Origin of the sequence: Verminephrobacter aporrectodeae subsp. tuberculatae (genome assembly GCF_026127385.1) — a bacterium.
In the GTDB taxonomy this organism is placed as follows: domain Bacteria; phylum Pseudomonadota; class Gammaproteobacteria; order Burkholderiales; family Burkholderiaceae_C; genus Acidovorax; species Acidovorax aporrectodeae.
In genome coordinates this window covers 302,717-327,690 of record NZ_QZCX01000003.1, presented here as the reverse complement: position 1 = coordinate 327,690, position 24,974 = coordinate 302,717, and the positions used below count along the sequence as shown (strand labels likewise).

At 66.3% G+C, this 24,974-nt stretch carries 25 protein-coding genes and 1 pseudogene; 13 read left to right on the top strand and 13 right to left on the bottom strand.

The genetic code is table 11. The features are described 5' to 3' along the window. Nucleotides 1-35: 35 nt before the first annotated feature. From D5041_RS16510 to D5041_RS16495, 4 genes and pseudogenes are all read right to left on the bottom strand, one after another. The gene (locus D5041_RS16510; protein WP_265256800.1) at nucleotides 36-731 is read right to left on the bottom strand and encodes a transporter substrate-binding domain-containing protein; all 696 of its coding nucleotides are present in this window, start codon (nucleotides 729-731) and stop codon (nucleotides 36-38) included. A 2-nt stretch (nucleotides 732-733) separates the two neighbouring features. Beyond that, nucleotides 734-1,261: pseudogene (locus D5041_RS16505) on the bottom strand (ornithine cyclodeaminase family protein); the annotation flags it as partial. Continuing rightward, nucleotides 1,251-1,877, bottom strand: coding sequence for a helix-turn-helix transcriptional regulator (locus D5041_RS16500; RefSeq protein ID WP_265256799.1), 627 nt, complete (start codon nucleotides 1,875-1,877; stop codon nucleotides 1,251-1,253). The gene D5041_RS16500 and the pseudogene D5041_RS16505, both read right to left, overlap by 11 nt. A gap of 146 nt (nucleotides 1,878-2,023) precedes the next feature. Next, nucleotides 2,024-2,902 (bottom strand): LysR family transcriptional regulator, encoded by an 879-nt coding sequence (locus tag D5041_RS16495; protein ID WP_265256798.1) that lies wholly within the window; start codon nucleotides 2,900-2,902, stop codon nucleotides 2,024-2,026. A gap of 262 nt (nucleotides 2,903-3,164) precedes the next feature. Between D5041_RS16495 and D5041_RS16490 the strand changes: the two genes are divergently transcribed. From D5041_RS16490 to D5041_RS16450, 8 genes are all read left to right on the top strand, one after another. Beyond that, nucleotides 3,165-3,707, top strand: a complete 543-nt coding sequence (locus tag D5041_RS16490; protein WP_265256797.1) for a Bug family tripartite tricarboxylate transporter substrate binding protein — start codon at nucleotides 3,165-3,167, stop codon at nucleotides 3,705-3,707. 76 nt (nucleotides 3,708-3,783) lie between these two features. Then, entirely contained in the window at nucleotides 3,784-4,254 is a 471-nt protein-coding gene (locus tag D5041_RS16480) for a beta-eliminating lyase-related protein (protein ID WP_407702285.1), read from the top strand. Nucleotides 4,255-4,377: 123 nt separating this feature from the next. Beyond that, entirely contained in the window at nucleotides 4,378-4,551 is a 174-nt protein-coding gene (locus D5041_RS16475; protein WP_265256795.1) for an NAD-binding protein, read from the top strand. A gap of 155 nt (nucleotides 4,552-4,706) precedes the next feature. Continuing rightward, entirely contained in the window at nucleotides 4,707-6,047 is a 1,341-nt protein-coding gene (locus D5041_RS16470; RefSeq protein ID WP_265285237.1) for an aspartate aminotransferase family protein, read from the top strand. Between the two features lie 15 nt (nucleotides 6,048-6,062). Beyond that, nucleotides 6,063-6,800, top strand: coding sequence for a glutamine ABC transporter substrate-binding protein GlnH (glnH, locus tag D5041_RS16465; RefSeq protein WP_265256793.1), 738 nt, complete (start codon nucleotides 6,063-6,065; stop codon nucleotides 6,798-6,800). A 41-nt stretch (nucleotides 6,801-6,841) separates the two neighbouring features. Then, nucleotides 6,842-7,498, top strand: coding sequence for a glutamine ABC transporter permease GlnP (gene glnP, locus D5041_RS16460; protein ID WP_265285236.1), 657 nt, complete (start codon nucleotides 6,842-6,844; stop codon nucleotides 7,496-7,498). Further along, a complete protein-coding gene (glnQ, locus tag D5041_RS16455) occupies nucleotides 7,495-8,223 on the top strand; it encodes a glutamine ABC transporter ATP-binding protein GlnQ (protein WP_265285235.1) in 729 nt (242 codons plus the stop codon). The genes glnP and glnQ overlap by 4 nt, the downstream gene beginning before the upstream one ends. Before the next feature lies 1 nt (nucleotide 8,224). Further along, nucleotides 8,225-9,274: a C45 family autoproteolytic acyltransferase/hydrolase gene (locus D5041_RS16450; protein ID WP_265280760.1), complete on the top strand. Its 1,050-nt coding sequence runs from the start codon at nucleotides 8,225-8,227 to the stop codon at nucleotides 9,272-9,274. A 37-nt stretch (nucleotides 9,275-9,311) separates the two neighbouring features. On the opposite strand, the gene D5041_RS16445 is transcribed toward D5041_RS16450, so the two are convergent. The 3 genes from D5041_RS16445 to D5041_RS16435 form a co-directional block, all read right to left on the bottom strand. Further along, the gene (locus D5041_RS16445) at nucleotides 9,312-9,599 is read right to left on the bottom strand and encodes a hypothetical protein (protein ID WP_010100476.1); all 288 of its coding nucleotides are present in this window, start codon (nucleotides 9,597-9,599) and stop codon (nucleotides 9,312-9,314) included. A gap of 424 nt (nucleotides 9,600-10,023) precedes the next feature. Beyond that, nucleotides 10,024-10,269 (bottom strand): hypothetical protein, encoded by a 246-nt coding sequence (locus D5041_RS16440; RefSeq protein WP_010100475.1) that lies wholly within the window; start codon nucleotides 10,267-10,269, stop codon nucleotides 10,024-10,026. Nucleotides 10,270-10,617: 348 nt separating this feature from the next. Next, the gene (locus D5041_RS16435; protein WP_029554040.1) at nucleotides 10,618-11,220 is read right to left on the bottom strand and encodes a recombinase family protein; all 603 of its coding nucleotides are present in this window, start codon (nucleotides 11,218-11,220) and stop codon (nucleotides 10,618-10,620) included. Between the two features lie 203 nt (nucleotides 11,221-11,423). Between D5041_RS16435 and D5041_RS16430 the strand changes: the two genes are divergently transcribed. The 3 genes from D5041_RS16430 to D5041_RS16420 are packed head-to-tail and all read left to right on the top strand — an operon-like array spanning nucleotide 11,424 to nucleotide 12,192. Continuing rightward, on the top strand, nucleotides 11,424-11,681 hold the full coding sequence (locus D5041_RS16430; protein ID WP_010100470.1) for an AbrB/MazE/SpoVT family DNA-binding domain-containing protein: 258 nt from the start codon (nucleotides 11,424-11,426) through the stop codon (nucleotides 11,679-11,681). After that, on the top strand, nucleotides 11,678-12,004 hold the full coding sequence (locus D5041_RS16425) for a type II toxin-antitoxin system PemK/MazF family toxin (protein WP_265256788.1): 327 nt from the start codon (nucleotides 11,678-11,680) through the stop codon (nucleotides 12,002-12,004). Before D5041_RS16430 ends, D5041_RS16425 begins: the two co-directional genes overlap by 4 nt. A gap of 17 nt (nucleotides 12,005-12,021) precedes the next feature. Further along, nucleotides 12,022-12,192: a hypothetical protein gene (locus D5041_RS16420; protein ID WP_236610616.1), complete on the top strand. Its 171-nt coding sequence runs from the start codon at nucleotides 12,022-12,024 to the stop codon at nucleotides 12,190-12,192. 38 nt (nucleotides 12,193-12,230) lie between these two features. Here the strand turns inward: D5041_RS16420 and D5041_RS16415 are convergent, their stop codons facing one another. Beyond that, nucleotides 12,231-12,590, bottom strand: coding sequence for a recombinase family protein (locus D5041_RS16415; RefSeq protein ID WP_456119848.1), 360 nt, complete (start codon nucleotides 12,588-12,590; stop codon nucleotides 12,231-12,233). Between the two features lie 48 nt (nucleotides 12,591-12,638). Here D5041_RS16415 and D5041_RS16410 point away from each other — a divergent pair, with 48 nt between their 5' ends. Beyond that, on the top strand, nucleotides 12,639-13,274 hold the full coding sequence (locus D5041_RS16410) for a TSUP family transporter (protein ID WP_265285234.1): 636 nt from the start codon (nucleotides 12,639-12,641) through the stop codon (nucleotides 13,272-13,274). A gap of 397 nt (nucleotides 13,275-13,671) precedes the next feature. Here the strand turns inward: D5041_RS16410 and D5041_RS16405 are convergent, their stop codons facing one another. Genes D5041_RS16405 through D5041_RS16385 form a run of 5 tightly spaced genes read right to left on the bottom strand, consistent with a single transcriptional unit; the run spans nucleotide 13,672 to nucleotide 23,608 of the window. Further along, complete coding sequence (locus D5041_RS16405) at nucleotides 13,672-14,496, bottom strand: undecaprenyl-diphosphate phosphatase (protein ID WP_265285233.1); 825 nt, start codon at nucleotides 14,494-14,496, stop codon at nucleotides 13,672-13,674. A 27-nt stretch (nucleotides 14,497-14,523) separates the two neighbouring features. Continuing rightward, nucleotides 14,524-15,984, bottom strand: a complete 1,461-nt coding sequence (locus tag D5041_RS16400; RefSeq protein ID WP_265285232.1) for an efflux transporter outer membrane subunit — start codon at nucleotides 15,982-15,984, stop codon at nucleotides 14,524-14,526. Further along, nucleotides 15,981-19,142, bottom strand: coding sequence for an efflux RND transporter permease subunit (locus D5041_RS16395; protein ID WP_265256785.1), 3,162 nt, complete (start codon nucleotides 19,140-19,142; stop codon nucleotides 15,981-15,983). Before D5041_RS16395 ends, D5041_RS16400 begins: the two co-directional genes overlap by 4 nt. Further along, nucleotides 19,139-22,231 (bottom strand): efflux RND transporter permease subunit, encoded by a 3,093-nt coding sequence (locus D5041_RS16390; protein WP_265285231.1) that lies wholly within the window; start codon nucleotides 22,229-22,231, stop codon nucleotides 19,139-19,141. The genes D5041_RS16395 and D5041_RS16390 overlap by 4 nt, the downstream gene beginning before the upstream one ends. Before the next feature lie 15 nt (nucleotides 22,232-22,246). Then, on the bottom strand, nucleotides 22,247-23,608 hold the full coding sequence (locus D5041_RS16385) for an efflux RND transporter periplasmic adaptor subunit (protein WP_265285230.1): 1,362 nt from the start codon (nucleotides 23,606-23,608) through the stop codon (nucleotides 22,247-22,249). A gap of 201 nt (nucleotides 23,609-23,809) precedes the next feature. Between D5041_RS16385 and D5041_RS16380 the strand changes: the two genes are divergently transcribed. Beyond that, nucleotides 23,810-24,820, top strand: coding sequence for an alpha/beta hydrolase (locus D5041_RS16380; RefSeq protein WP_265285229.1), 1,011 nt, complete (start codon nucleotides 23,810-23,812; stop codon nucleotides 24,818-24,820). Nucleotides 24,821-24,974 lie beyond the last annotated feature (154 nt).

The window sequence follows — 24,974 nt, the reverse complement described above, 5'->3', positions numbered from 1 at the left end:
CCAACGCCTCGGAGATGCGCTTGGCCGTGCGCTCGTCACATCTTCTCGTAGGTCTCCGCCGCCTTGTCACTCGGACTGCTGATCAGACTTTTCAGCGTGCTGCCCATCGGCAAATTGACGGCAATGCCTTTGGGAGGAATGGGTTGGACGAACCACTTGTCATAAAGCTTCGCGAATTCACCGCTGAGCATGAGCTTGCGAATCTGATCGTCCACTGCCTTTTTGAACCCGGGGTCGTCCTTGCGCATCATCAATGCAATGGGCTCCACGCTCAAGACTTCTCCCGTCAACCTGTACTCATCCGGGTTTTTTGCCATCGAGATGTTGCCTGCGGCAATGTTGTCGTCAATGACGAACGCATCTGCGCGTCCACTTTCCAACAGCAGAAAGCTCTCGGCATGGTCCTTGGATACCAACTCGTTGACATCGAGTCCTGTAGAGCGTCGATAGATCCTGAGCGCCTTGCCACCCGTCGAACCTGCCGTTGTCGCCACAGGGCGACCCTTCAGTTGGCTCATCGAATGGATGCCGGAGATCGCCTTCACGACCATCCGGATCTCGGTCACATAGGTCGTCAATGCAAACGCAACTTGCTCTTGCCGCGCCAAGTTGTTCGTCGTGGTACCGCATTCGATATCGACGGTGCCGTTTTGAACCAACGGGATGCGGTTGGTGGATGTGACCACCTGGAACTTGGTCGTGAACTTTGGCAGGTTGAGGTCACGCTGCATACTTCAAACGCTTCATCCGGGCGGCCTGCCGCGTTGACGTAGAGCAGATGGCGAAGATTCGGCATGGTGCGCAGTGCAAACTTGAGCTGAATACGTCCCTGCACGCCTGTTCCGAAGAGGCAGAGCCGCGTGCTTTCGACGCGTGCCAACTGCTGCAAACCGAGTGCGCCCGCCGCACCAGTGCGCAAAGTCGTGACGGCATTTCCATCGATGATGCAAACGGGGCGTCCGGTAGCGGGGTCGATCAGGATGATCGTGGCCTGGTGCGAATCGCCCCCGATCCGGCGGTTGTGTCCGGCCAGAATCCGGCGGCCTTGAAGCCGAGCAGCGCTTCGGAGGGAACGTTGCCTGCCTTGATGCCGAAAACCGCATTCGATCGCAACGCTTCCCTGATGACCGGGAACACCCGCCCTTTCTGCCGACTGTGCAAGACGAAGGCTTCTCGCACGGCGTCAAGAACATCGTCGGTTTGCAACAAGGCATGCACTTGGGCTCTTGTCGAGCAAGAGCAACTGCGCGTCACTTCGCATCGTTGTACGCCGTTGCACGCGAAACGCCAAGGTGGCGTGCCACGATCGCCATGGCGTGGCGAATTTCCATGCAGCCCGACTCCTTGAGCTCGCGTATCAACGCTCTGCGGTCTTCCGACTTCAAAGCGTGCGGTGTGGTCGCCAGTCGCGCCGCGAACTGGTCAATGCGTTCCCGAATCTCGTTGGCACCGGTCGGATCGAGCGACTCCTGCAAGGGAGCCCCTTCAACACGGCTGAACTGTCCCAGCACGTTTTGCAGACCGCGAAACAGGGTGAGATCCACATTCATGCACAGCGCTGCGATGTACTTGCCGTGGGCATCCTTGATTCCGATGGACGTGCTTTTGGTTTGCCGTCCGTCCGCGAAATGGTTGGCGTAGTTCGCGATCAGCTGCGGGTACTCCGGATCGGAAATGCGCGCCAGACCCAGTTCCGTGGCCGGCGCGCCGACCTCCCTGCCCGACAGGTTGTTGTGGATTGAAACGATCGCGTGCTCCGGGTCCAACAGGTCGTGGACCACCACCTCGCAAAAAGGAGCGAAGGTCGCGCCGATGCCTTCGGCGATCTGCTGAATTTGATCCAGAAGCGCTCGGTGTTCCGCTGTGCTTTTTGCCATTCAGAATGATGATCCAGAATAATACTTTGTGTCAAGCGTTGCAAATTGTTCGATCTCGGACGCCGGGCGGCAGGGGGCCGTAGAGGGCGCGCTCTGGCCATATGCCTGTCGTCTCGCATCAGTCAAGCCGCGCAGTTCCAGAGTCCTTATCCCGACCCATTGAACGCACTCCGTGCGATGTTCAGCACCGCCGCTATGCTTCGGTGGGCCGCATCAGCTTCTCGCCAGGCGAGCGCAATCTGGCGATAGGGCGCTTCGTCGCCAAGAGCGACGACCTGTACCCCGTAGGCATCCAACAGCGGCGCGCGGGGTCGGGGCAGGATGCTCACACCCAAGCCCAGCGCCACCATGGAGACGATGGCATCCGTGCTTCGCATCTCCATGTGGCTGCGTGCAGCGGGAAAGCGCCGGCGCACGTACTGCGCAGCCTTGCGACCTCCGGGCAGCGCCGTGTCGTAGGCGATCCAGCCGTAGTCGGCAAGCAACGCACTTGGAACCAGGGACGCCGTTGCCGCTGGCGCGATCATCACGTAGTCCTGCCGGGCCAGATCGGCCCATTGCAGGCGGCGCGTGCCGCCGCCGTCGGGCCGCGACACGATGACGGCATCCAGTCGGTCGGCCTTGAGGGCATCCAGCAGATCTTCGCTGTCGTTCAAGGGTGAAATGCGCAACTGCAGTGCTGGATGCGCATCGAGGGAGCGCTTGAGAATATGCGGGAACACATCCGTCTGGATGCTCGTAATGGCCCCAAGCCGCAAAACGCCGGATACGCTGAACGTGGCGTGGGTGCGCAGCGCTGCCAAGCGTTCTGAATAGTCCTTGGCCACGCCCGCGACTTCCAACGCGAGCTGCGTGGGCCTGACGATGCGCGAGGATCGGTCGAACAGCGGGCGGCCAAAGAACTTTTCGAGCTGGCGCACCTGCAGGGTCACTGCGCTGGGGGTGCAGCCCACCTTCTGGGCGGCAGCGACGAAGCTGCCCTGGGTGATGATGGCTTGCAACGTGGTGAGCATTGCCAGATTCATAAAACCTCAATCGACAACTATCAAAGATTCGATTTACTTAATCTACTCCATCGCGGACATTTTCCCCAGCGCCGGGCGCAGAGGCCCGCGACCGCATCCCAAGGTGGCGCCTGCCATTCCCGCAAGGTTCTTCCAATGGCCCCGGTGGCCAGGAGTTGTCCAAGTGATCCATGTTTGCCCATTTCCCGCGCTGCTCTCTGTTTTCCGCGCCCGCGGACTCACCCGACGTGTAGGTGCCCTCATCCTGGCTGCGGCGGCAGGAGTGGCTCATGCACAGGCCTTTCCCGAGCGGACCATCCACCTCGTGTCGCCCAGCCCCCCGGGCGGTGGCACCGACGCCGTCGCCCGCCTGCTGGCGGCCAAACTGGGCGAGCAGGCCAAGTGGCAGGTGATCGTCGACACAAAGCCCGGCGCCGGGAACAACATCGGCCTGGAATTCGGCGCCAAGTCGCCGCCGGACGGGTATACCGCCGTGGTCGGCGAGACCAGCAATCTGGCGGTCAACCAGTTCCTCTACAAGAAGCTGACTTTCGATCCCGTCAAGGACCTCACGCCCGTTGCGCTGGTGGGCACCGGGGTATCCGTGCTGGTCGTGAACGCCGACAGCCCTTTCAACAGCCTGGCGTCGCTACTGGCTGGGGCGAAAACCAGGCAGTTGGCCTATGCGTCGTCGGGCAACGGCACGGTGGGTCATTTGGTGGCCGAGCAACTGCGGGTCACGACCGGTGCCAGCCTCCTGCACGTACCCTACAAGGGGGGTGGCCCGGCGATGACCGACATGCTGGGTGGGCAGGTCGATTTGTGACTATTCAGCCGCTACCGACAAACTCCATCGGAGCACCATTGAACGCAGCCCGTAGTGCCTCAAGCATGCCAACCCCATGCTTGCGAGCAGTGTCCAGATAGGAGCGGATCGTGCAGAAGCTTTGCGCCCCGGCAAAGGTGCGAAAGCAACCCGAGATGCAACCATTCAGCGCGCAAGGTCGCTGAGGAAAATGCTGGGCGGTAGCCAGCGCCAGGTCGGCATCGCGGCCGCGGCGGGCCTGGTGGCCGTGAGCACCATGGTGGAGCGACTGGCGGACGACCACCTCGCTGCCCGGCGGCTTGCAGAGGGCATCGGCCGCATTGCGGGGCTTGTCGCCAAGCGGCCTCAAACCAACATCGTGCAGGTCGATGTGGGGGCCACGGGGCTCGATGCGACGCAATGGGAGTCTGCCCTGCGGCGCCTTGGCGTTCTGGTGCGTCCCTGGGGCCGGAAGCGATTACGCTGCGTCACGCATCGGCATGTGGGAGCAGAGGAAATCGACCTTGCCTTGGCAGGGTTCACGGCTGTGGCCGAGCGGATTGCCTAAGTATCTTGGCCTAAAAATTATGAAATATAGGGCCACCCGATCAGCCTATCGAAAAACACGGCTGGACCACGCAATCCATGCCCCTTGGACTGCGCCGCAAACCAGCCAACCAGGAAACACGCCATGGATTCGATTTCACCCGCCAACGCGCGCACCGTGATCGTGGGCGGCGGCACCATGGGGGCCGACGTGGCCGTGGTGCTGGCCCGCGGCGGCGCCCGGGTCACGGGGGTCGAGTTCCGGGCCGCGCACCGCGAGCGCCTGCTCCCGCACGTCCGCGCCGCTTTGCGGCCCTGATCCGCAGCGCTGCACAGCGCCTGGGCCAACGGGTGCGCGCCGCCGCCGTGACCGTGGACTGAGCGCATCAGGTTCGGGGAATGTGCTGCGCACGACGGAACAAATGTCCCATCTGATAACTGCCACGGTATGATGGTTACATATAAAGGCGCCCCATGACGCATGTTTTCCATCGCCATCTGCGCAGCACGCCGCCGGTTGCCGATTCTGCTGCCGGCATGCGCATCCGGGACGCGGACGGCCGCAGCTACCTCGACGCGTCGGGCGGTGCCGCCGTGTCCGCGCTCGGCCACGCCCACCCCGACGTCCTGGCGGCCATGCACGCGCAGATCGACCGTCTGTCCTATGCGCACACGGGCTTTTTCACGACCGAGGTGGCCGAGCAGCTGGCGCACGAACTGATGCGCAGCGCGCCCGCGGGAATGAGCCATGCCTATTTCGTGAGCGGCGGGTCGGAGGCGATGGAAGCGGCGCTGAAGATGGCGCGCCAGTACTTCGTCGAGATCGGCCAGCCGCAGCGCACGCACTTCATCGCACGCCGCCAAAGCTACCATGGCAACACACTGGGCGCGCTGGCCGTCGGTGGCAACGCGTGGCGGCGCGCTCCGTTTGCGCCTCTGCTGGTGCCGGCCACGCACGTGGCGCCTTGCTACCCGTACCGCGAGCAGCGCGCCGACGAAGCGCCCGCGCAGTACGCTCTGAGGCTCGCGGCGGAACTCGAAGCGGCCATCCTCGCGCAAGGCGCGGACCGCGTCATCGCCTTCGTCGCTGAAACGGTGGGGGGCGCAACGGCCGGTGTGCTCACGCCGGTTGCGGACTATTTCAGAGCGGTGCGCGCGGTCTGCGACAAGTACGGGGTGCTGCTGATCCTCGACGAGGTGATGTGCGGCATGGGCCGCACCGGAACGCTTCACGCCAGCGAGCAGGAAGGCGTCGTTCCCGACCTGCTGACGATCGCCAAGGGTTTGGGCGGCGGCTACCAACCGGTGGGCGCGGTTTTGGCACAAGGGAAGATCGTCGACGCGATGTCGCAGGGCAGCGGCTTCTTCCAGCACGGCCACACCTACCTGGGTCACCCGGTGGCCTGCGCGGCGGCCCTGGCGGTGCAGAAGGTGATCCAGCGCGACGGGCTGCTGCCCAAGGTGCGCGCAGATGGCGAGGCCTTTGGCGCGATGCTGCAGCAGGCGCTGGGCGATCACCCGCGGGTCGGGGACATCCGGGGCCGCGGCTTCTTCTGGGGCGTGGAACTGGTGGCCGATCGTGGCAGCAAACGACCCTTTCCCGCCGCGCTCAAACTCCACGCAGCGATCAAGAAAGACGCCATGGCCCGCGGACTTCTGTGCTACCCGATGGGCGGCACGGTCAACGGTGTTGACGGCGACCATGTGCTTCTGGCGCCGCCCTTTATCGCCAGCCGCGACGATCTGCAGGAAATCACCCGCTTGCTGAGCGCATCGATCGACGCGGCGACCCGGGCATGTGATGCGGCAGCCTGACATGGAAGGACTGTGATGAAAAACCTGTTTTGCAAACTGTTTGCCGCCGCGTCGCTGTGCACCCCCGCGGCTGCAGCCGAGCCACTGCTCGTCGCCGTCGATACCGCTTTTGTCCCGTTTGAATTCAAACGGGGAGACAGCTATGTGGGCTTTGACATCGATCTGTGGGACGCCATTGCCAGGGAATTGAAGCTTGGCTACACGCTGCGCCCCATGGACTTCAATGGCATCCTGCCGGCGCTGCAAACCAGAAACGTGGACCTCGCATTGGCGGGTATCACCATCAAGGATGAGCGCAAGAAAGTCATTGACTTCTCCGATGGCTATTACGACAGCGGTTTCATCCTGATGGTGCCCGCCAACAGCAAGATCGGCAGCGTCGCCGACCTCAAGGGAAAAACGCTGGCGCTCAAGACCGGCACCTCCGCGACCGACTACGCGAAGGCGCATTTCGCGGGGACCGAACTGCGCCAGTTCCCGAACATCGATAACGCCTACCTGGAACTCATGACCGGCCGCGTTGACGCCGCCATGCACGATACCCCGAACGTCCTGTACTACATCGCCACCGTCGGCGCAGGCAAGGCAAGGGCCGTGGGAGCCCAAATGATGGCGCATCAGTACGGCATCGGCTTTCCCAAGGGCAGTGCGCTGGTGCCCCGGGTCAACGGCGCGCTGGCGAAGATCAGGGCCGACGGCCGCTACGCGGCAATCTACAGAAAATGGTTCAGGACCGATCCGCAAAAGCCCTGACAGCCTCGAAACAGGGACCGATTGCCGGCAAGGAGCAGCGCGTGGACTTTGATTGGTCGGTCATCCCCGACGCGCTGCCCGCGCTGCTCAGGGGAGCCCGGCTCACGGTGCTCATCACCGTGGCCGGGCTCGTCGGCGGGACGCTGCTCGGTGTCCTGTTCGGGCTGATGCGGACCTACGGAAACCGCTTGCTCGGCAGCCTGGGCTTTGCCTATGTGGGGCTGGTGCGTGGCACGCCCATCGTGGTGCAGGTCATGTTCATCTACTTTGCACTGCCCGGCTTGCTGGGTGTGCGCGTGGAGCCGATGAGCGCGGCCATTGCTTCGATCGTCATCAACTCGGGCGCCTACATTGCCGAGATCGTCCGCGGTGCGTTCCAGTCGGTGCCGCGGGGTCTGGAAGAAGCGGGACTGGCCATGGGATTGCCGCGCTGGCGCGTGCTGGCCTTCGTCGTCGGCCCCATCGCTTTTCGGCGCATGACGCCAGCGCTGGGAAACCAGTTCATCGTCAGCCTCAAGGACACGTCCTTGTTCATCGTCATCGGTGTCGGCGAGTTGACGCGCCAGGGCCAGGAAATCATGGCTGCGAATTTTCGGGCCGTCGAGATCTGGAGTGCCGTCGCGCTCATCTACCTGCTCCTGATCGGCGTGCTCACGCTGGGTCTGCGCGTGCTCGAAGGAAGAATGCGGATCCCATGAACATCGTCGAATTCAGGAACGTCGAAAAGCATTTCGGCGTCCACACCGTGCTCGACCGGGTGAATCTGCAAATCCGCCCAGGCGAAGTGGTCGTGCTGATCGGCCCTTCAGGCTCCGGAAAATCAACGCTGCTGCGCTGCATCAACGTGCTCGAACAGATCGACGGCGGGGAACTGCTCGTCGGCGGCCTGAGCGTGCGCGCCGGAGCCGCTGCGGCGCGCGAGATTCGCCAGGAAGCGGGAATGGTGTTCCAGCAATTCAATCTGTTTCCGCAGATGACGGCGCTGGAGAACGTGGCCCTCGGTCCCCGCCACGTGCGCGGCGCGTCCAGGGCCGAGGCGCGCGCTCAGGCCCGGGAACTGCTGGCCAAGGTCGGGCTGGCTGAGCGCGCCGGGCATTACCCGGGCCAACTCTCGGGAGGGCAGCAGCAGCGCGTCGCGATCGCGCGTGCACTCGCGCTCAGGCCCCGGCTGATGCTCTTCGACGAACCGACCTCAGCGCTCGACCCGCAGCTGCGCCAGGAGGTGCTGCGCGTCATGCAGGCGCTCGCCGAGGACGGGATGACGATGCTCGTCGTGACGCATGAAATGCAGTTTGCCCGCAGGGTGGGAACGCGCCTCCTGTTCATGGAAAACGGACGCATCGCGGTCGATGGATCGCCTGCCGATCTATTGGACACCCCTTCGGACCAGCGCCTGCGCGACTTTCTGAAGGACGGGGAATGAAATGGCCGGGCTGAGCTACATCGAAATCCGGGGCACGCCTTTCGACGCCGGCCGGGCCTTGGGCGAATTCGGCGCTGCGGCGCTGCACGACTACGCGCGGCGTTCCGCCGTCTGGGCCCGCGCCATGCGCTTGCGGGGCTCGGCGCTTGCCGCCAGCATGGCGCATCAGGTGCGCACGCGCTTTCCCCGTGTCTGGGAGGAGTTGCAGGGCATGGCCGTCGGCATCGGGCTGCCGTTCGACGATCTGTTTCTGTGGAACTGCCGCGGCGACCTCTGGGCCATGGCGCCCGATGGCTGCACCACCGTGCAGCAGGCAGGGGAGGTGCGGCGCATCACGCACAACGAGGACGGCGACCCCGCCTTCGCCGGCCATTGCGCCATCGCCGCGTGTGCCGTCGCGGGCGCAGTGCCGTTTGCGGCCTTCGTCTACCCCGGGTCGATTGCGGGCCATACCTTTGCCGTGACCGATGGCGGCCTGGCGATGACAGTGAACAGCCTGCGTTGCCGCGCGGTGCAGCCTGGCGTCCCGCGCATGGTGCTGGCGCGGGCCTTGCTCGAGGTCGCGGGGCTGGACGAGGCGCTGGCCCTGGTGCGAGGCACCGAGCGCGCAGGCAGCTTTCACCTGACGCTCGCGCACCGCAACGAGCACGCGCTGCTCAGCGTGGAGTTCAGTGCGCAGGCCTGCGCCGTGGAAACGGTCTGCACATCCCGGCGGGCGCTGCACACGAACCACGCGCTGCACCTGCCGCTGCGCGCGCTGCCGCAGACCATCACCCCCTCTTCGCGGTATCGGCAGCAGCGCGGCACGGCCTTGCTCGCGGGCGACTCGGGGCTGGACGCGCTGCAGGTCCTGGCCGACACCGGGGACGCCCGATTTCCGATCCTGCGCACCGCCTCTCTGAACAGCGGCGCAGAGAGCACGCTGGCGACGGCAGACATCGCCATCCACACGGGGTGTATCGAATGGCAGGTCTACGAGCATCCTGCAAGGCCGCCATGCTTTCATATGCGGGGTGCACGTGCTGCTCACAGAGGACTTGGCTTGGCTTGAGGCAGCGCGGCATTGCGCAGCCGATCGGACTGCGCTCTTACAAGTGCTTTACCACCCCCAACCGGAAGAACAACGCAGGGTAGGAGAAGGGCCAGAAAAGAAAAGCGCTCAGTTTGCTGCTGGAAACGTTGCCGAGCGTGTTGTACACCGCATGCCATTCAATCAGGCTGCGCAGCACAATGCGGTTCAGTATGAAGCCAAAGACAAAATAGGCGAAGAACAGAACAAAGCCAGGAAACCATGAAACCGTCACTGTGAGCACGATCAGGATAATGAACCCGAGCAAGGCACCTGCATAAATGGCAACGCCTTTTCCAATGGACATTTCTGCAGACTCCGCTGGTATTTCTGACATAGATGTTTTATGGATGCATCCCGGATGGCAGGCAGAACCCGCTGGCCTTCCAGATTGACCCATGTCCTTTCAATAAGTTGGTGAATGAATCGGATGCACCGGAGCCCGGCGTGATCACGCTCTGAAGTGGGTCTGCGCCAGAGCTGCAGTGCACGATGCGCGTTTGGGCGGATGTCTCCTGAGGGACTTTATCGACCCTTGCGCCCGCCCGAGTCTACACGTAACTTGGCGTAAATATCGGCGGATGTGCGGGTGTCAGCGCAACTTCGTGTAATTTTTTGTGTTCGCTGCTGATCCTGCCCACGCCGCTACAGACCCGGCAACGCCGGTTCCGTCGTGTCCGCAGGCTCGGGGATCGCCCCCGATGCGTTACAGGTGTTTGGACCTGGGGGAATCAGGCCTGGGCGCCGAATTCGTGGCGGTCGGCGGCGGCGAACAGGTCGGCGGCGAAGGCCGGATCATCGTTCATCAGGCCCACAGCCATGGCCCGTACCTGTTCGGCTTCTTCAAAGGCCGTCAACGCGCGGGGTGCCGATGCAGCGAATTGCGCACTGAGCCAATGGGCCAATAGCTGGCGAATGGGTGTCAGAAACCGGGTGGTGGAAGGACGGGCGGAAGGGGTGAGCGTGGCGGTGGTCATTGGGCGTTCCTCAGGGGCCGGGGTGGCAGGGTTGCCAGAGCGAACTATAGGGTAAACCCTTACTCTTGGCAACTACTCCGTTGCCTGTGCACGTCGGCGCGAGTCATTGCCCGTCCTTTGGCACGCCGAGCAGCAGCACCCAACCCGGGGTTGTAAGCCGGAATCCCAGAAATTTCCGTCATCCCAATTCCAGCCCGGCCACGAGCGAGTCCAAGTCGATCATCTTTCCGTCGCTCTGGAAGGTGTAGTGCCCGTTCAGCAGGATGTGCCGCCAGGCCGTGCGCATCGTCGAAATCCGGCAGCCCGTACAGGGCTTCCTGCTCGGCATCCGAGAAGATGGCGAGCAGCTTATTCTTGTTGCCCATTGGCCGCTCTTCCTGCTCCACACCATCCCACTCGCGCCAGTGTTTCGATCAAGGTGGTGCGCTTTACGCCGAAGTTGCGGCATACGGCTGCCTTGGACATGCCGCCGTCCAGCGCAGCGACGATGGCATCCAATTTCTCGCCGGTGATCGCCTGCGGCCGTCCGCCGATCCGCCCGCGCTTGCGAGCAGAGGCCAAACCCGCGACGACACGCTCCTGGATCAAAGCACGCTCGTACTGCGCGAGTGCGCCGAACACGTGGAACAACAACTCGCCGGACACCGTGGTGGTGTCCATTCCCTCCGTCAGCGAGCGGAACGCCACCTGCCTGTCCTTGAGTGAGGTCACGATGGTTAGCAGGTGCGACAGCGAACGGCCGAGCCGGTCGAGCTTCCACACGACCAGCACGTCGCTTGGCCGGACGAATTCGAGCGCCCGAGCCAAGCCGGTTCGATCATCTTTCGCGCCGGAAGCACGATCCTCGAACAAATGCCGGGCATCGACGCCGGCGGCCAGCAGCGCGTCGCGCTGCAAATCCGTGCTCTGCCGGTCGGAGTCCGACGACACGCGCATGTAACCAACTAACATAGCCGAATAACCATCTAAAATAGGTTTCCGTATGATCGCATATGGCGACAAGGTTTTCCGCACAATTTTAAGGTCGTTTAGAGCGCGCTTCGACAGGCCGTTACAGATTCGTCGTAAAACATTTGTTTTCCGTCATGCACGGCTTGCAGCCCAAGGCAATTGAAGTTATACTTCAATATAACTTAACTCGTTGGGAGTGCATCATGCATACAACCAATCTGCGCAAGGTCGGCGGCTCGATCATGTTGGCCGTCCCGCCCGCGTTCCTTGAACAACTGCACCTGCAAGTCGGTGCGACGGTCGGCTTGGCCATCGATCACGGCTGCCTGGTGGTCAACCCCAGACCACGGCCGCGCTACACACTCGCGGAGTTGCTGGCTGTCTCGGACTATTCGCAGGCGCAACCCGCAGAGGAACGCGAATGGGTCGATGCGCCCGCTGTAGGTGGCGAGTTGCTATGAGGCGCGGCGACATTTATCTGGTGTCGCTCGACCCGGCCGCAGGGCATGAGCAAAGCGGCAGCCGTCCCGTTCTGGTCGTATCGCCCGGCGAGTTCAACGAAGCGACCAAGCTGCCGGTGATCCTGCCGATTACCAACGGCGGCGAGTTCGCCCGCCGCCTGGGCTTCGCAGTGCCCGTGACCGGCATCAAGACCACCGGCGTCGTGCGCTGCGATCAGCCGCGCGTGATTGACCTGGCCGCCAGACATGCCCGCAAGGTGGACACGCTGCCAGCATCGATCATGGATGAGGTGCTGGCGAAGGTCGCCACGCTCTTCGAGTGAGCAAAGCATGAGCATGAATGAATTCCGCCGACTGGCAGCGAAGATCGATCAGCACATGCAAATGGCTGTCCGATCTGGACAGCTTCAAAAGTGCTCTATGTAAGCAGGGCGCTGAACCCAAGGTGTTGGAGTACGTGAACGAAGCGTTCGGACGCTTGGCCGAGCGGATCAGGCAGATTGCTGGTTGATCGTCGAGACGGGCAACGGAATTTTCTGGGGTTCCGGCTTACAACCCCAACCCGGATCGAGCGGACATCCGGTGTAGCGGCCGGCGTTCTTCGCCAACTCGATGCCTTGCCGTTGCCGCTCGCGGCGATCTTCGTAGTCGTCGCCGGGCCATCTGCAGGGCCAGGCGCAGCAGTAGGTCCTGCACGGATTCCAAAACGATCTTGGCTATGCCATCGGCCCCAGCCGCCAGCCCGCTCAGGTCGACCACGCCAGGGATCGCCAGGCGTGCGCCCGTGTCTCGAATAGAGGCCACCAACTTTTCCGCTTCGACCAAAGGCAGGCGGCTGATGCGATCGATCTTCTCGGCGACCACAATCTCGCCGGGCTGCGGGTCGCCATCCAAGGATATCGTCGTCAAGACGAAGAGAGAAAAGCACGTTGATTCCCAGCGGGTGGGAATCAAGTCTTGGAGACAGAAGCGTTAAACGAGATACTGCGCGGCGATTCAGCCTCCGCTATTCGGTTCATGGACATGATCAGCTTTCTGGCAGGCGAGCATTCGCTTTTCATCCTTTGCATCCTTGCGGGTGTTGCATTCCTGGCGGGAGCCTTCGACGCAATCGCGGGAGGCGGCGGGTTGGTGACTGTCCACGCACTTGTTATTGCGGGTCTTGACCCCGTTTCCGCCATTGCAACGAGCAAGTTGCAAGCGACCCTTGGCGCCATCTCTGCGACCAAGAACTTTGCGCGGGCTGGCTTGATCGAGTGGGAGCGGATCTGGCCCGCAACCGTCTTGGCTTGCCTGGGTTCCATCATGGGTGCGCTGGTGGTCAGTTCGGTCCCTCAGCAACTGGTAAAGACCGGCCTGCCATTTCTCCTGATCATCATGGCACTCTATTTCGCCTTGTCGCCCAAGATGACCGACGACGATGCCGAACAAAGAGTTTCCATGGCTGCTTTTTGTGCGACCGCAGCCGTTGTAATCGGTTTCTACGATGGCGCGTTTGGCCCCGGAACCGGGTCGTCAACCTCGCGTCCATTTTGGGATCGCTCTCCATCTATGTCTTTCAGGGTCTGGTGCATTGGCGCATCGGCGTGGTGATGGGGTTGGGAGCATTCCGTTATACATAAGCCATGAAAACCTATACAAATCAACAACTTACAGCTGTTGACCGCCGTGTGAGCGGTTCATGTCGATCCTATACAAATCAAGCACTTACGACACTTCATCGCCAGCGGCATCGGTTGAAAGCGGGCTTGTGTATAACGAAATGGGTTGGGAGCCTTCATCGGTGCGCAGGTAGGGTCCAAATTGGCCATACGAGTTGGCGCGAAGCTCATCCGCCCGCTGCTCATGGTGGTTTGTTGTGCCATTGCCTTCAAGCTCATGCTGGATCCAATGCACCCTGTCTACCGATGGATTGCTGGCAGCATATGAGACAGCTGACGAAGGGGTCGCTTCAGAAATTACCCGGAACGCGCGCCCGCATCCGCGGTACTCAATTCGCCCAGCGCACCCAGCCCGTCCAGTCGGTGAGCAGCACCAGCACCCCGAACGCGATGCGGTAGTACGCAAACGGGGTAAAGCCGTGCGTGGCGATGTAGCGCAGCAGCCAGCGCACGCACAGCCAGGCGCTGAAGAAGGAAAAGACCAGCCCGGTGAGGAACATGGGCAGGTCGGCCAGGGACAGCAGCGCGCGCTCCCGGTACAGGCTGTAGACAGCGGCGCCGATGAGCGTGGGCATGGCGAGGAAGAACGAAAAGTCGGTCGCTGTCTGGCGCGACAGGCCGAACAGCATGCCCCCGATGATGGTCGCGCCGCTGCGGCTGGTTCCGGGAATCATGGCCAGGCATTGCACCAGGCCGACCTTGAGCGCGTCGAGCGCGGTCATGGCGTCGAGCGTGTGGATGCGCGTGGTGCCCGGCGCCCGGCGCTCGGCCCAGAGGATGACGAAGCCCCCGGCGATGAACGCGCTCGCGACCACCATCGGCGTGAACAGATGGGCCTGGATGGCCTTGCCGCAGAGCAGGCCCAGGACCACGGCGGGAAAAAAGCCGATTCCCAGGTTCAGGGCAAACTGCTGCGCCTGGCGTTCGTGGGGCAGGGCGCGCAGCGTGGCGCGGATGCGGTCCGCGTACACCAGGATCACGGCAAAGATGGCGCCCGTCTGGATGGCGATGTCGAAGACCCTGGCCTTGGCGCCGTCAAAACCGAGCAGCGACCCGGCGAGTATCAGGTGCCCGGTGGAGGAAATGGGCAGGAACTCGGTCAGCCCCTCGACGACCCCCATGATGGCGGCCTTGGCCAGCAATACGATATCCACCCCTGCTCCTTGAAATAAAGCGCGCGATTATCCGCCGCGCGCGTCTGCCGCCGCCGGCGGCTCCTGCCAGGGCAGTTGCCAGCCGCCGCCCAGCGCCTGTATCAAGGCCACCACCGCGAGTTGCCGCTCGAGTTGCAGTTGCAGCAGCGCGCGCTGCGCGGACAGGGCCGTTGCCTGGGCCGTGACCACCTCGGTATAGCCCAGCTGGCCGCTGTGGTAGCGGTTGAGCATCTGCTGCGCGCTGCGTTCGGCGGCCGCGGTCGCCTCGCGGCGCAGCGGCTCTTGTTCCTGCAACGTGTGCAGCCTGGTGAGCTGGTCTTCCACGCTCTGGAACGCCGTGAGCACCGTCTGGCGGTAGACGGCGACGCGCGCGCCGTGCGCGGCCTGGGCCTGTTCCTGCCGCGCGGCGTTCGCGCCGGCGTCGAACAGGGCCTGCGCCAGCGTCAGCCCCAGCGACCACAGCGTTCCCGGGGCCCGCAGCAGTTCGGCGACGCCGGACCCCGAGCCGCCCAGCGACGCGTTCAGGCTGAGGCTGGGGAAATACGCGGCGTGCTGCACGCCGATCTGCGCGTTCGCCGCCGCCACGGCGCGTTCCGCAGCGGCGATGTCGGGCCGGCGTTGCAGCAGCGTGGACGGCAGGCCCGGGGGGATTTCGGGCAGTTGCACGATCCAGCGCGCGCGCGGCAGCGCGAAGGCCGCGGGCGCCTGCCCGGTGAGCACGGCCACGGCGTGTTCGAGTTGCGCGCGCTGTTGGTGCAGCGCTGCCAGGTCGGCGCGGGCGTTCGCGTGCTGGGTCTGCGCTTGCAGCACGTCGGTCTGCGCAGCAATGCCGGCGGCGTAGCGGTTTTGCACGATGTGCAGACTGCGCGCATAACCCGCCACCGTGGCGTCGAGCAGATCGATTTCGGCGTCCGCCGCGCGCAGCTGAAAGTACGCCGCGGCCAGGCTGCCCAGCGCGGCGAGGCGGGCCCCCGCGAGGTCGGCGGCACTCGCCTGCGCGCTCGCCTGCGCCTGGTTCAGGCCGCTGCTCAGCCGTCCCCACAGGTCGGGCGCCCAGTCCAGTTCCAGCGTGGCCTTTGCGCTATCGCTGGAGCGGTTGGCCGCTGCGCCCCCGGAGCGCGTGGAGCGGCCCGACAGGCCGACAGCGGGCCAGAGCGCCGCGCGCTGCTGGCGCAGCACGGCCTGCGCCTGGGCCTGTGCCGCCACGGCTGCCGCGATGTTCTGGTTCGACCGTTGCAGTTGCTGCGCCAGCCGGTTCAGTTCGGCGTCTCCGAAGGCCTCCCACCAGGCGCCGTGCTCCAGGGCTTCGGCCGGCACCGCAGGTGCCCAGGTGGCGCCCGCCTCTTTGAAAGCCGCGGGCAGGGGAATCTCCGGGCGCTGGTACGGGGGCGCGACCGAACAGGCCGGCAGCAAGGCCACGGCCAGCGCCAGGGATAGCCGCCGCGCCGCGGCGGCGGGGGAGGCGCGGGGTGCAAGGGAAGGTGTCATGGCGTCGTGCGGCTCAGGTGGCGTTCATCGGGCGCGGGGCGGCGCAGCCTGTCGAGCAGCACGTACACCACCGGGGTCGTGAGCAGGGTCAGCAACTGGCTGATCAGCAGGCCGCCGATGATGGCCACGCCCAGCGGCTGGCGCAGCCCGGAGCCCTGGCCAAAGCCGATGGCCAGCGGCAAGGCGCCCAGCGCCGCCGCGAGCGTGGTCATGAGGATCGGGCGAAAGCGCAGCAGGCAGGCCGCGCGCACCGCTTGCTGCGCCGTGAGGGAGCGCGCGCGCTCGGCCTCGAGCGCAAAGTCGATGACCATGATCGCGTTTTTCTTCACGATGCCGATCAGCAGCAACACCCCGATCAGCGCCATGGTGCCGAACGGCATGTCGAACAGCAGCAGCGCGAGCACCGCGCCCACGCCCGCCGAAGGCAGCGTGCTGAGCACCGTGAGCGGATGGATCAGGCTCTCGTAGAGCATGCCCAGAACGAGGTAGATGACCACGATGGCCGCGCCGATCAGAAACATCTGCTGCCCCTGCGAGCGCTGGGCGCTGAGCGCACTTCCCTGGAAGCTGCCGCGCACGTTGCTTGGCATGGTGATGTCGGCCTGCGCCTGCGCGATGGCGGCCTGCGCCTGATCCAGCGTTGCGTCGGGGGGCAGATTGAACGAGATGGTCGTGGCCAGCTCGCCGTCCTGGTGGCTGATGGAGCTGGGCGCGGCCCGCTCCTGCATGCGCGCCATGGCGCTCAGCGGCACCATGGTCGACGCCGTGGTGCTGAGCACCTGGCCCGTGGAGGCCGCGCGCTGGCCCGGATTCGCGGCGCTCCCCGTGGTCCCGTCGGGGTTCGCCGCGACACGGACGTCCTGCAACGCCAGCGGTCCGCGCGTGTACTCGGGCGCCCACTCCATGATCACGGAGTACTGGTTGAGCGCATCATGGATCGTCGCCACGGGGCGCTGTCCGAACGCGTTGTACAGGGCGTTGCCGATGGCGGCATTGCTCGCACCCAGCTGCGTGGCGCGCGCGCGATCGACTTCGACCCGGGTTTGCACGCCGTTCTCGGCCTGGTCGGTGTCCACGTCCTGGAGCAGGGGCTCGTCCTTGAGGCGGTCGGCGAGCCGGCCCGCCCAGCGCCGCAGGTCGGCCAGATTGTCGCTCTTGAGCGTGTACTGGTAGCTGGAGTTGCTCTCGCGCGCGCCCATGCGCAGCTCCTGCACCGGGTTCAGGAACACGCGCAGGCCGGTGATCTGGTTGAGCTGCGGGCGCAGGCGCGCGACGACCTCGGGCGTGCTGACGCTGCGCTGCGCCGGCGGCTTGAGGTTCACGAACATGAAGCCGCCCCCGGCGCGGCTGCCGCCGGAGAAACCGACCACGGTATCGACCGCAGGGTCGTGGCGGATGGTGTCCACCGCCTGGCGCAGCTTGCGCGCCAGGGCCTGCGAGGAGATGCTCTGGTCGGCGCGCAGGCCGGCGTTGATCTGGCCATTGTCCTGCTGCGGGAAGTAGCCCTTGGGAATCCGCGCAAACAGGTAGACGTTCAGCCCCGTCACCGCGAGCAGCAGCAGCAGCACCAGCGCCTGGTTGGCGAGCGCCCAGTCCAGGCCGCGCGCGTAGCCGCGCAGCAGCATCTGGTAGCCGCGCTCGGCGCGCAGCGCCCAGCGCCCGGGGGCTGCGCCCGGCGCCTGCGCGCGCAGCAGCCAGGCGCAGAGCATGGGCGTGGTGGTGAGCGAGAGCAGCAGCGAAATCAGCACCGCCGCCGACAGCGTGACCGCGAACTCGCGGAACAATCGCCCCATCTGGCCGTCCATGAACAGCAGCGGGATGAACACCGCCACCAGCGACAGGCTGATCGAGAGCACGGTAGGGCCCACCTCGCGCGCGCCCTGCAGCGCGGCCTGCATGCGCGCCATTCCGGCCTCGACGTGCCGCATGGTGTTCTCCAGCACCACGATGGCGTCGTCGATCACGAAGCCCGTGGCCACGGTCAGCGCCATCAGGCTCAGGTTGTTCAGACTGAAGCCCAGCAGGTGCATCACGCCAAAGGTGCCGAGCAGGGACACCACCGTGGCCAGCGCCGGAATCACCGTGGCGCGCGCCTGGCGCAGGAACAGCGCGACCACGAGCACCACGAGCGCGATCGAGAGCAGCAGCGTGAACTCGATTTCGTGCAGCGACGCGCGGATGGAGTGGGTGCTGTCCGAGGCCACCGCCACCTGGATGTCCTGCGGCAGCTGCGCTTGCAGGTCGGGAAGCAGCGCGCGCACCGCGTCCACGGTCTCGATGGCGTTCGCGCCGGGCTGGCGCGTGACCAGCACGATGATCGCCGGCGCGCCGTTGAACAGGCCCACGGTGCGGTTGTTTTCCACCCCGTCCTCGACGCGCGCCACGTCCCCCAGGCGCACCGCGGCGTCGTTGCGCCAGGCGATGACCAGCGCCGCGTACTGCGCCGCCACGCGCGCCGGCTCGGGTGTGTAGATCTGCAAACGGCGTCCGTTCCCCTCGACCACGCCCTGGGGCCGGCGGGCATTCGCCGCCTGGATCGCGGCGCGCACGTCCTCGGTGCTGATGCCATAGCGGTCGAGCGCAAAGGGCAGCAGTTCCACGCGCACCGCGGGCAGCGATCCGCCGCCGATCTCGACCTCGCCCACGCCATCGACCTGCGACAGGCGCTGGCTCACCACGTTCGAGACCGCGTCGTAGATCGCGCCGGTGCTGCGCGTTTTGGAGGTCAGCGCCAGGATCATGACCGGCGCCGCCGCCGGGTTGCGCTTGCGGTAGCCGGGGTTGTTGCGTAGCGTCGCGGGCAGGTCGGCGCGCGCCGCGTTGATCGCGGCCTGCACCGCGCGCGCCGCGGCGTCGATGTTGCGCTCCAGGTCGAATTGCAGGCTCACGCGGGCCGACCCGTTGGAGCTGACCGAGGTCATTTCGTTGACCCCGGCGATCAGGCCGAGGCGCCGCTCCAGCGGCGTGACCACGCTCGCGGCCATGGTCTCGGGGCTCGCGCCCGGCAAGTTCGCGGAAACGGAGATGCTCGGATAGTCCACCTGCGGCAAGGGCGACACCGGCAGCACGAAGAACGCCGCAATGCCCGCGAGCGCCACGCCGAGCGTCAGCAGCACCGTGGCCACGGGCCGCTCGACGAAGGGGCGCGACAGGTTCATGGCGCGGCCCCGGATGGCACGCGCGCTGCGCGCGTCCAGCGCCGGCCCAGGCGGTCAAACGCGAGGTAGATCACGGGGGTGGTGAACAGCGTGAGCAGCTGGCTCAGGACCAGCCCGCCAAAAATCGCCAGCCCCAGCGGGCGGCGCAGCTCGGCGCCGGCGCCCCAGCCGAACATCAGCGGCAGCGCGGCGAACAGCGCCGCCAGCGTGGTCATGAGGATGGGCCGAAAGCGCAGCAGCGCGGCCTGGTGGATCGCCTGCTGCGGCGCCAGGTTCTGCCGGCGCTGCGCGTCGATGGCGAAGTCGATCATCATGATCGCGTTCTTCTTGACGATGCCGATGAGCAGGATGATCCCGATGACGCCGATCACCCCCAGCTCGTTGCCCGAGAGCATGAGCGCGAGCAGGGCCCCGACCCCGGCGCAGGGCAGGGTCGAGAGGATGGTCACCGGGTGGATGTAGCTCTCGTACAGCACCCCGAGAACGATGTACACGCAGACCAGGGCCGCGAGGATGAGCCACAGCTGGCTCGACAGCGACTTCTCGTACGCCCCGGCGGCGCCCAGGAACTCCAGCGACAGGCCCCGCGGGATGCCGATTTCCCTGGCCGCGGAGCGGATCGCGTCCACCGCGCTGCCCAGCGACACGCCCTGCGCCTTGTCGAAGTCCAGCGTCGCCGCCGGGTACTGCGCCACGCGCGTGAGTTGCAGCGGCGCCAGCCGTTCGTCCACGCGGGCCACCGCCGCCAGCGGCGTGGACTGGCCCGAGCCCGTGCGCAGCGGCAACTGGCCCAGCGCTGCGGCGCTGTCGAGCTGCTCGCGCTGCGCCTCCAGGATCACGCGGTACTGGTTGGTCTCGGTGAAGATGGTGGACACGATGCGCTGGCCAAACGCGCTGTACAGCGTGTCGTCCACGGAACTGGCCGTGAGCGCCAGGCGCGCCGCGGTGTTGCGGTCTATGTCCACGTAGGCCGAGAGACCCTGCGCGCCGGCGTCGGTGCTGACGTTGCGCAGCCGGGGATCGCCCTGCAGGCGCTGCACCAGCTTGCGCGTCCAGTCATCGACCTGCTGCGCGTCCACGCCGCCGATGGAGACGCGGTACTCGGTGGGCCCGGTCTCGGTGTCGATGCGCAGGTCCTGCGTGGGCTGCAGATACGGCGTGACGCCGGCCACCGCCTGCACGCGCGCGCGCAGCCGATCCATGATGCGCTGCTGCGCGTCGTGGCGCTCCTTCAGGTTGATGAGCATGCTCCCGGTATTCGGCAGGGTGTTGTGCACGCCGTCCACCCCGACGAAGGCGCTCACCGAGCGCACGTCCGGGTCCTGCAAGATGGCGTGCACGGCGGCCTGCTGCAGCGCGGCCATGCGCGCGAACGAGACGTCCGAAGCGGCCTCGATGCGCGCCTGCAACTGCCCCGTGTCCTGCGTGGGAAACAGGCCCTTGGGGATCAGCAGGTACAGCAGGGCCGTCAGGGCCAGCGTGCCCCAGGCCAGCGCCAGCGTCGTGCCCTGGTGGCGCAGCACCCATTGCAGCCAGCGGTCGTAGCCTGCGATCAGCCGCTCGAAGCCGCGCCGTATGCCCCCCGCCAGACCGCGCGGACTGCCTGCGGGCTCGGGGTGCAGCCAGCGCGCGGCGAGCATGGGCACGAGCGTCAGCGACACCACGGCGGAGAGGATGATGCTCACGGCCAGCGTGACCGCAAACTCGCGGAACAGCCGCCCGAGCACGTCGCGCATGAACAGCAGCGGGATGAGCACGGCGATCAGGGACACCGTCAGCGAGACGATCGTAAAACCGATCTGCGCCGCCCCCTTGCGCGCAGCCTGCAAGGGCGTCTCGCCCGCTTCGAGGTGGCGCGCGATGTTCTCGAGCATCACGATGGCGTCATCGACCACGAAGCCCGTGGCAATGGTCAGCGCCATCAGGCTCAGGTTGTTCAGCCCGTAGCCGAGCAGGTACATCACGCCGCAGCTGCCCACGAGCGAGATCGGCACCGCCAGGCTGGCGATCACCGTGGCGCGCAGGCTGTGCAGAAAAAAGAAGATCACCAGCACCACCAGCAGCACGGCCAGGACCAGTTCCAACTCCACGTGCTCGACGGCCGCCCGGATTCCCGTGGTGCGGTCCGCGAGCAGCTGGACCTCGAGCGCCACGGGCAGGTCGGCCTGCAACGCGGGCAGCAGCTGGCGGATGCGCTCGACCGTGGCGATCACGTTCGCCCCCGGCTGGCGCTGCACGTCGAGGATGATCGCCGGGGTCGTATTCGCCCAGGCGCCCAGGCGCTCGTTCTCGACGCCGTCGAGCACCCGCGCCACCGCGTGCATGCGCACCGGCGCGCCATTGCGCCAGGACACGATGAGGTCCCGGTAGTCCTGCGCCGTGAGCAACTGGTCGTTGGTGTCGATGGTGTAGGCGCGTTGCGGCCCGTCGAAACTGCCCTTGGCGCCGTTCGCGTTCGCCGCGGTGATGGCCGTGCGCAGGCTGTCCAGCCCCAGCCCGTACGACGCCAGCGCCCGGGTGTCGGCCTGTATGCGCACGGCAGGGCGCTGCCCGCCCGCGAGCGACACCAGCCCCACGCCGCTGACCTGGCTGATCTTCGGCGCCAGGCGCGTGTACACCAGGTTCTGCACCGCGCTCAGAGGCAGCGTCTGCGAGCTGATCGCCAGCGTCAGCACCGGGGCGTCCGCGGGGTTGACCTTGGCGTATACCGGCGGCGCCGGCAGATCCGCCGGCAGCAGCGCGCTGCCCACGTTGATGGCCGCCTGCACCTGCTGCTCGGCAACGTCCAGCGCCAGCCCCAGGCTGAACTGCAAGGTGATCACCGACACCCCCGCGGAGCTGCGCGAAGCCATGCGCTCGAGCCCCGGCATCTGGCCGAACTGGCGCTCCAGCGGTGCGCTCACCGTGCGGCCCATCACCTCGGGGCTCGCGCCCGGGTACAGGGTCTGCACCTGGATCGTGGGGTAGTCCACCTCGGGCAGGGCCGACAGCGGCAAGAAGCGCAGGCCCAGCAGGCCCGCGAGCACGATCGCCAGCATCAGCAGCGCGGTGGCCACCGGCCTTTCGATGAACGGACGCGAGGGGCTCATGCCGGCTGCCCGCGCTCAGGGCTTCGGGGACGGGCGCTGGCGGCGCGCGCCGTCTCCAGTCCGTGCACCCTGTGCGCCGCCGCGTGCGCCGGGCAATTGCACCAGCATGCCGTCCTGCAGGCGGTCGCCGCCCTCGGTCACCACGCGCTCGCCCTGCGCGAGCCCCTCGGTGATCGCCACCTGCTCCGCGCTCGCCTGCCCGCGCCGGACCTGGCGCAGCGACACCCGGCGGTCCGCGCCGATGACGTACACATAGTCGCCCTGCGCGCCGGTGCGCACGGCAGTCACCGGAACCACCAGCGCGCTCACATGGCGCAGCAGCAATTGCACGTTCACGAACTGGTTCGGAAACAGCGCGCCGGCAGCGTTCTCGAAATGCGCCTTGGCCTTGACGGTGCCGGTCGTGGTATCGACCAAGTTGTCCAGCGTGGAAAAGCGGCCGGTGTCGAGCTCCGTCTGGCGCGCCCGGTCCAGCGCCGTCACCGTCAGCGCCGCCGCGCCGCGCTGCGCCGCGCGGATTTCGCCCACACGGTCCTGCGGCACGGCAAAGCGCACGTCGATGGGCGCCACCCCGGTGATGGTGGCAATTCCCGCCGCGTCGCCCGGGCCCACGGGGTTGCCCGCGTCCACCGTGCGCAGGCCGATGCGCCCGCCGGCCGGCGCCGTGATGCGCGTGAACTCCAGATTCAGCCGCGCCGTGCCCTCCTGCGCCTGGTCGCTCAGCACCGTGCCCTCCAACTGCCGGACCAGCGCCGCCTGGCCGTCCACCTCCTGGCGCGCGATCGAGTCCTGCGCGAGCAGCGTGCGGTAGCGCTCCAGCGTGAGGCGGGCGAGCTCCAGCTGCGCCTCGTCGCGCTGGCGCGTACCCCGGACCTGCATCAGCGCCTGCTCGAACGGCCGGGGGTCGATCTGCGCCAGCAACTGCCCCTTGCGCACCATCTGCCCCTCGGTGAACAGCACCTGCGTGAGCATGCCCGACACCTGCGGCCGCAGCGTCACCGTGCTCGCCGCCAGCACCGTTCCGAGCGCGTCGATGAGCACCGGCAGCTGCGCCCTGGTCACCGTGGCCTCGCCCACGGTGACCAGGGGCTGGCCGTGTCCGGAATCTTGGCCCCGCCCGCCCTGCACGCGCCCGACGAGATACCAGGCGGCGACGCCCAGCAGCCCCGCCAGAAGCAGCGCCACCAGACTCCCCACCCAGCGCAAGCGCCGCGCGGGCGGGGCGGCGGCGGGCGAGGGCAATGGGGCCGGCAGGGTGGATAAGGCCGATGAGGCGGATGAGGCGGATGAGGCCGTTGGTGGGGGCGTGCTGACTTCCTGCGGATTCATCATGGCGGTGTGCGTGTTCTCGGATTTCAGGCCCAGGGCGTGGCGCATCGTAGAGGCTGACTCCGCCCCCCTTCTTGAACGCCGTGCGAAGAAAAGTAAACCTGTGGGGGAGCAGCGCCCCGCCGACCCCGCGGATCGCGCCGCCATTGTGCATTTCGCGCCGGCCAGGGCGTATTTCGTCGCACGGCGCTGGCGCTGCCCGGGTTCTCGCGGCACAGTCAGCGACCCCCCGCTCCAAGGCTCAGCACCGTGACACAGACGACCCGACGCGCAGCGCGCCGCAACCTGCCCATGCAACGACTCATCGTGATCCCCGCATGCCTGCTGCTGGCACTCAGCGCAGGCCTTGCCGCCGCTATCGCCTGGGGCGGCCCCGGGGACATCGCGCCGCTCGCGAGCATCAGCAGGCCATTCGAAAATGTGGATTACAGCCAGCTACCGCGCGCGCAGGAATACACCGCACGCGACGGCACGGCGCTGGCGTGGCGGGCCTACGGCCCAGAGCATCCGGTGGCGGGCAGCGCGCTGCGCCGGGTGCTGCTGGTGCATGGCTCCTCGGCGCACGCGCAGTCCATGCACGTGCTCGCGCAGGCCCTGGCGGCCGAAGGCTACGCCGTGGCGGCGCTCGACATGCGCGGGCACGGCGCATCGGGTCCGCGCGGGCAGGCGGCGTACGTCGGCCAGTTGGAAGACGACGTCGAGGACTTCCTGCGCGCCGTGCCCCATTCCGGTCCGCAGACGCTGATGGGCTTTTCGTCCGGCGGGGGCCTGGTGCTGCGCCTTGCGGGCAGCGCAAGGCAGGAACTGTTCGAGCGCTACGTGCTGCTCGCGCCCTATGTGGGCCCGAGCGCCCCCACGTCGCGGCCCGACAGCGGCGGCTGGGCTTCCGTCGGCCTGCCACGCATCCTCGCGCTGACCCTGCTCAATGGCGCGGGCATCACCCGCTGGAACCATCTGCCGGTGCTGCGCTTTGCCCTGGAGCCCGCGATACACCATCTGCTCACCCCCAGCTATTCGTACACCCTGGCGATGAGCTTCGGCCCGCATCGGGACTACCAGAGCGACATCCGCAACGCCCGGGGCAGGCTGTGCATCGTCGCCGGACAGGACGACGAGCTGATGTACGCGGAGCGCTACGCCGCGTTGTTCGCCGAGGCGGGCAAGCCAGTTCCCGTGACCCTTGTGCCCGGCGTTCAGCACATGGGGTTGACGCTGGACGCGGTGGCCGTGCGCGCGGTGGCACGGGCCTGCAAGGAGTGAATCCGGGTCACGCACACGCAGTGGCTCGACGCTCAACTGACACCTGTCGGGCAAGGTCGCAAAGCACTCCCCAGAGACGATCCAGGCTGACGGGGCGCAAGAGCAGACAGAACAACACGACAACTGCGCGAGGCCTACTCCGTGTGGGAAACCC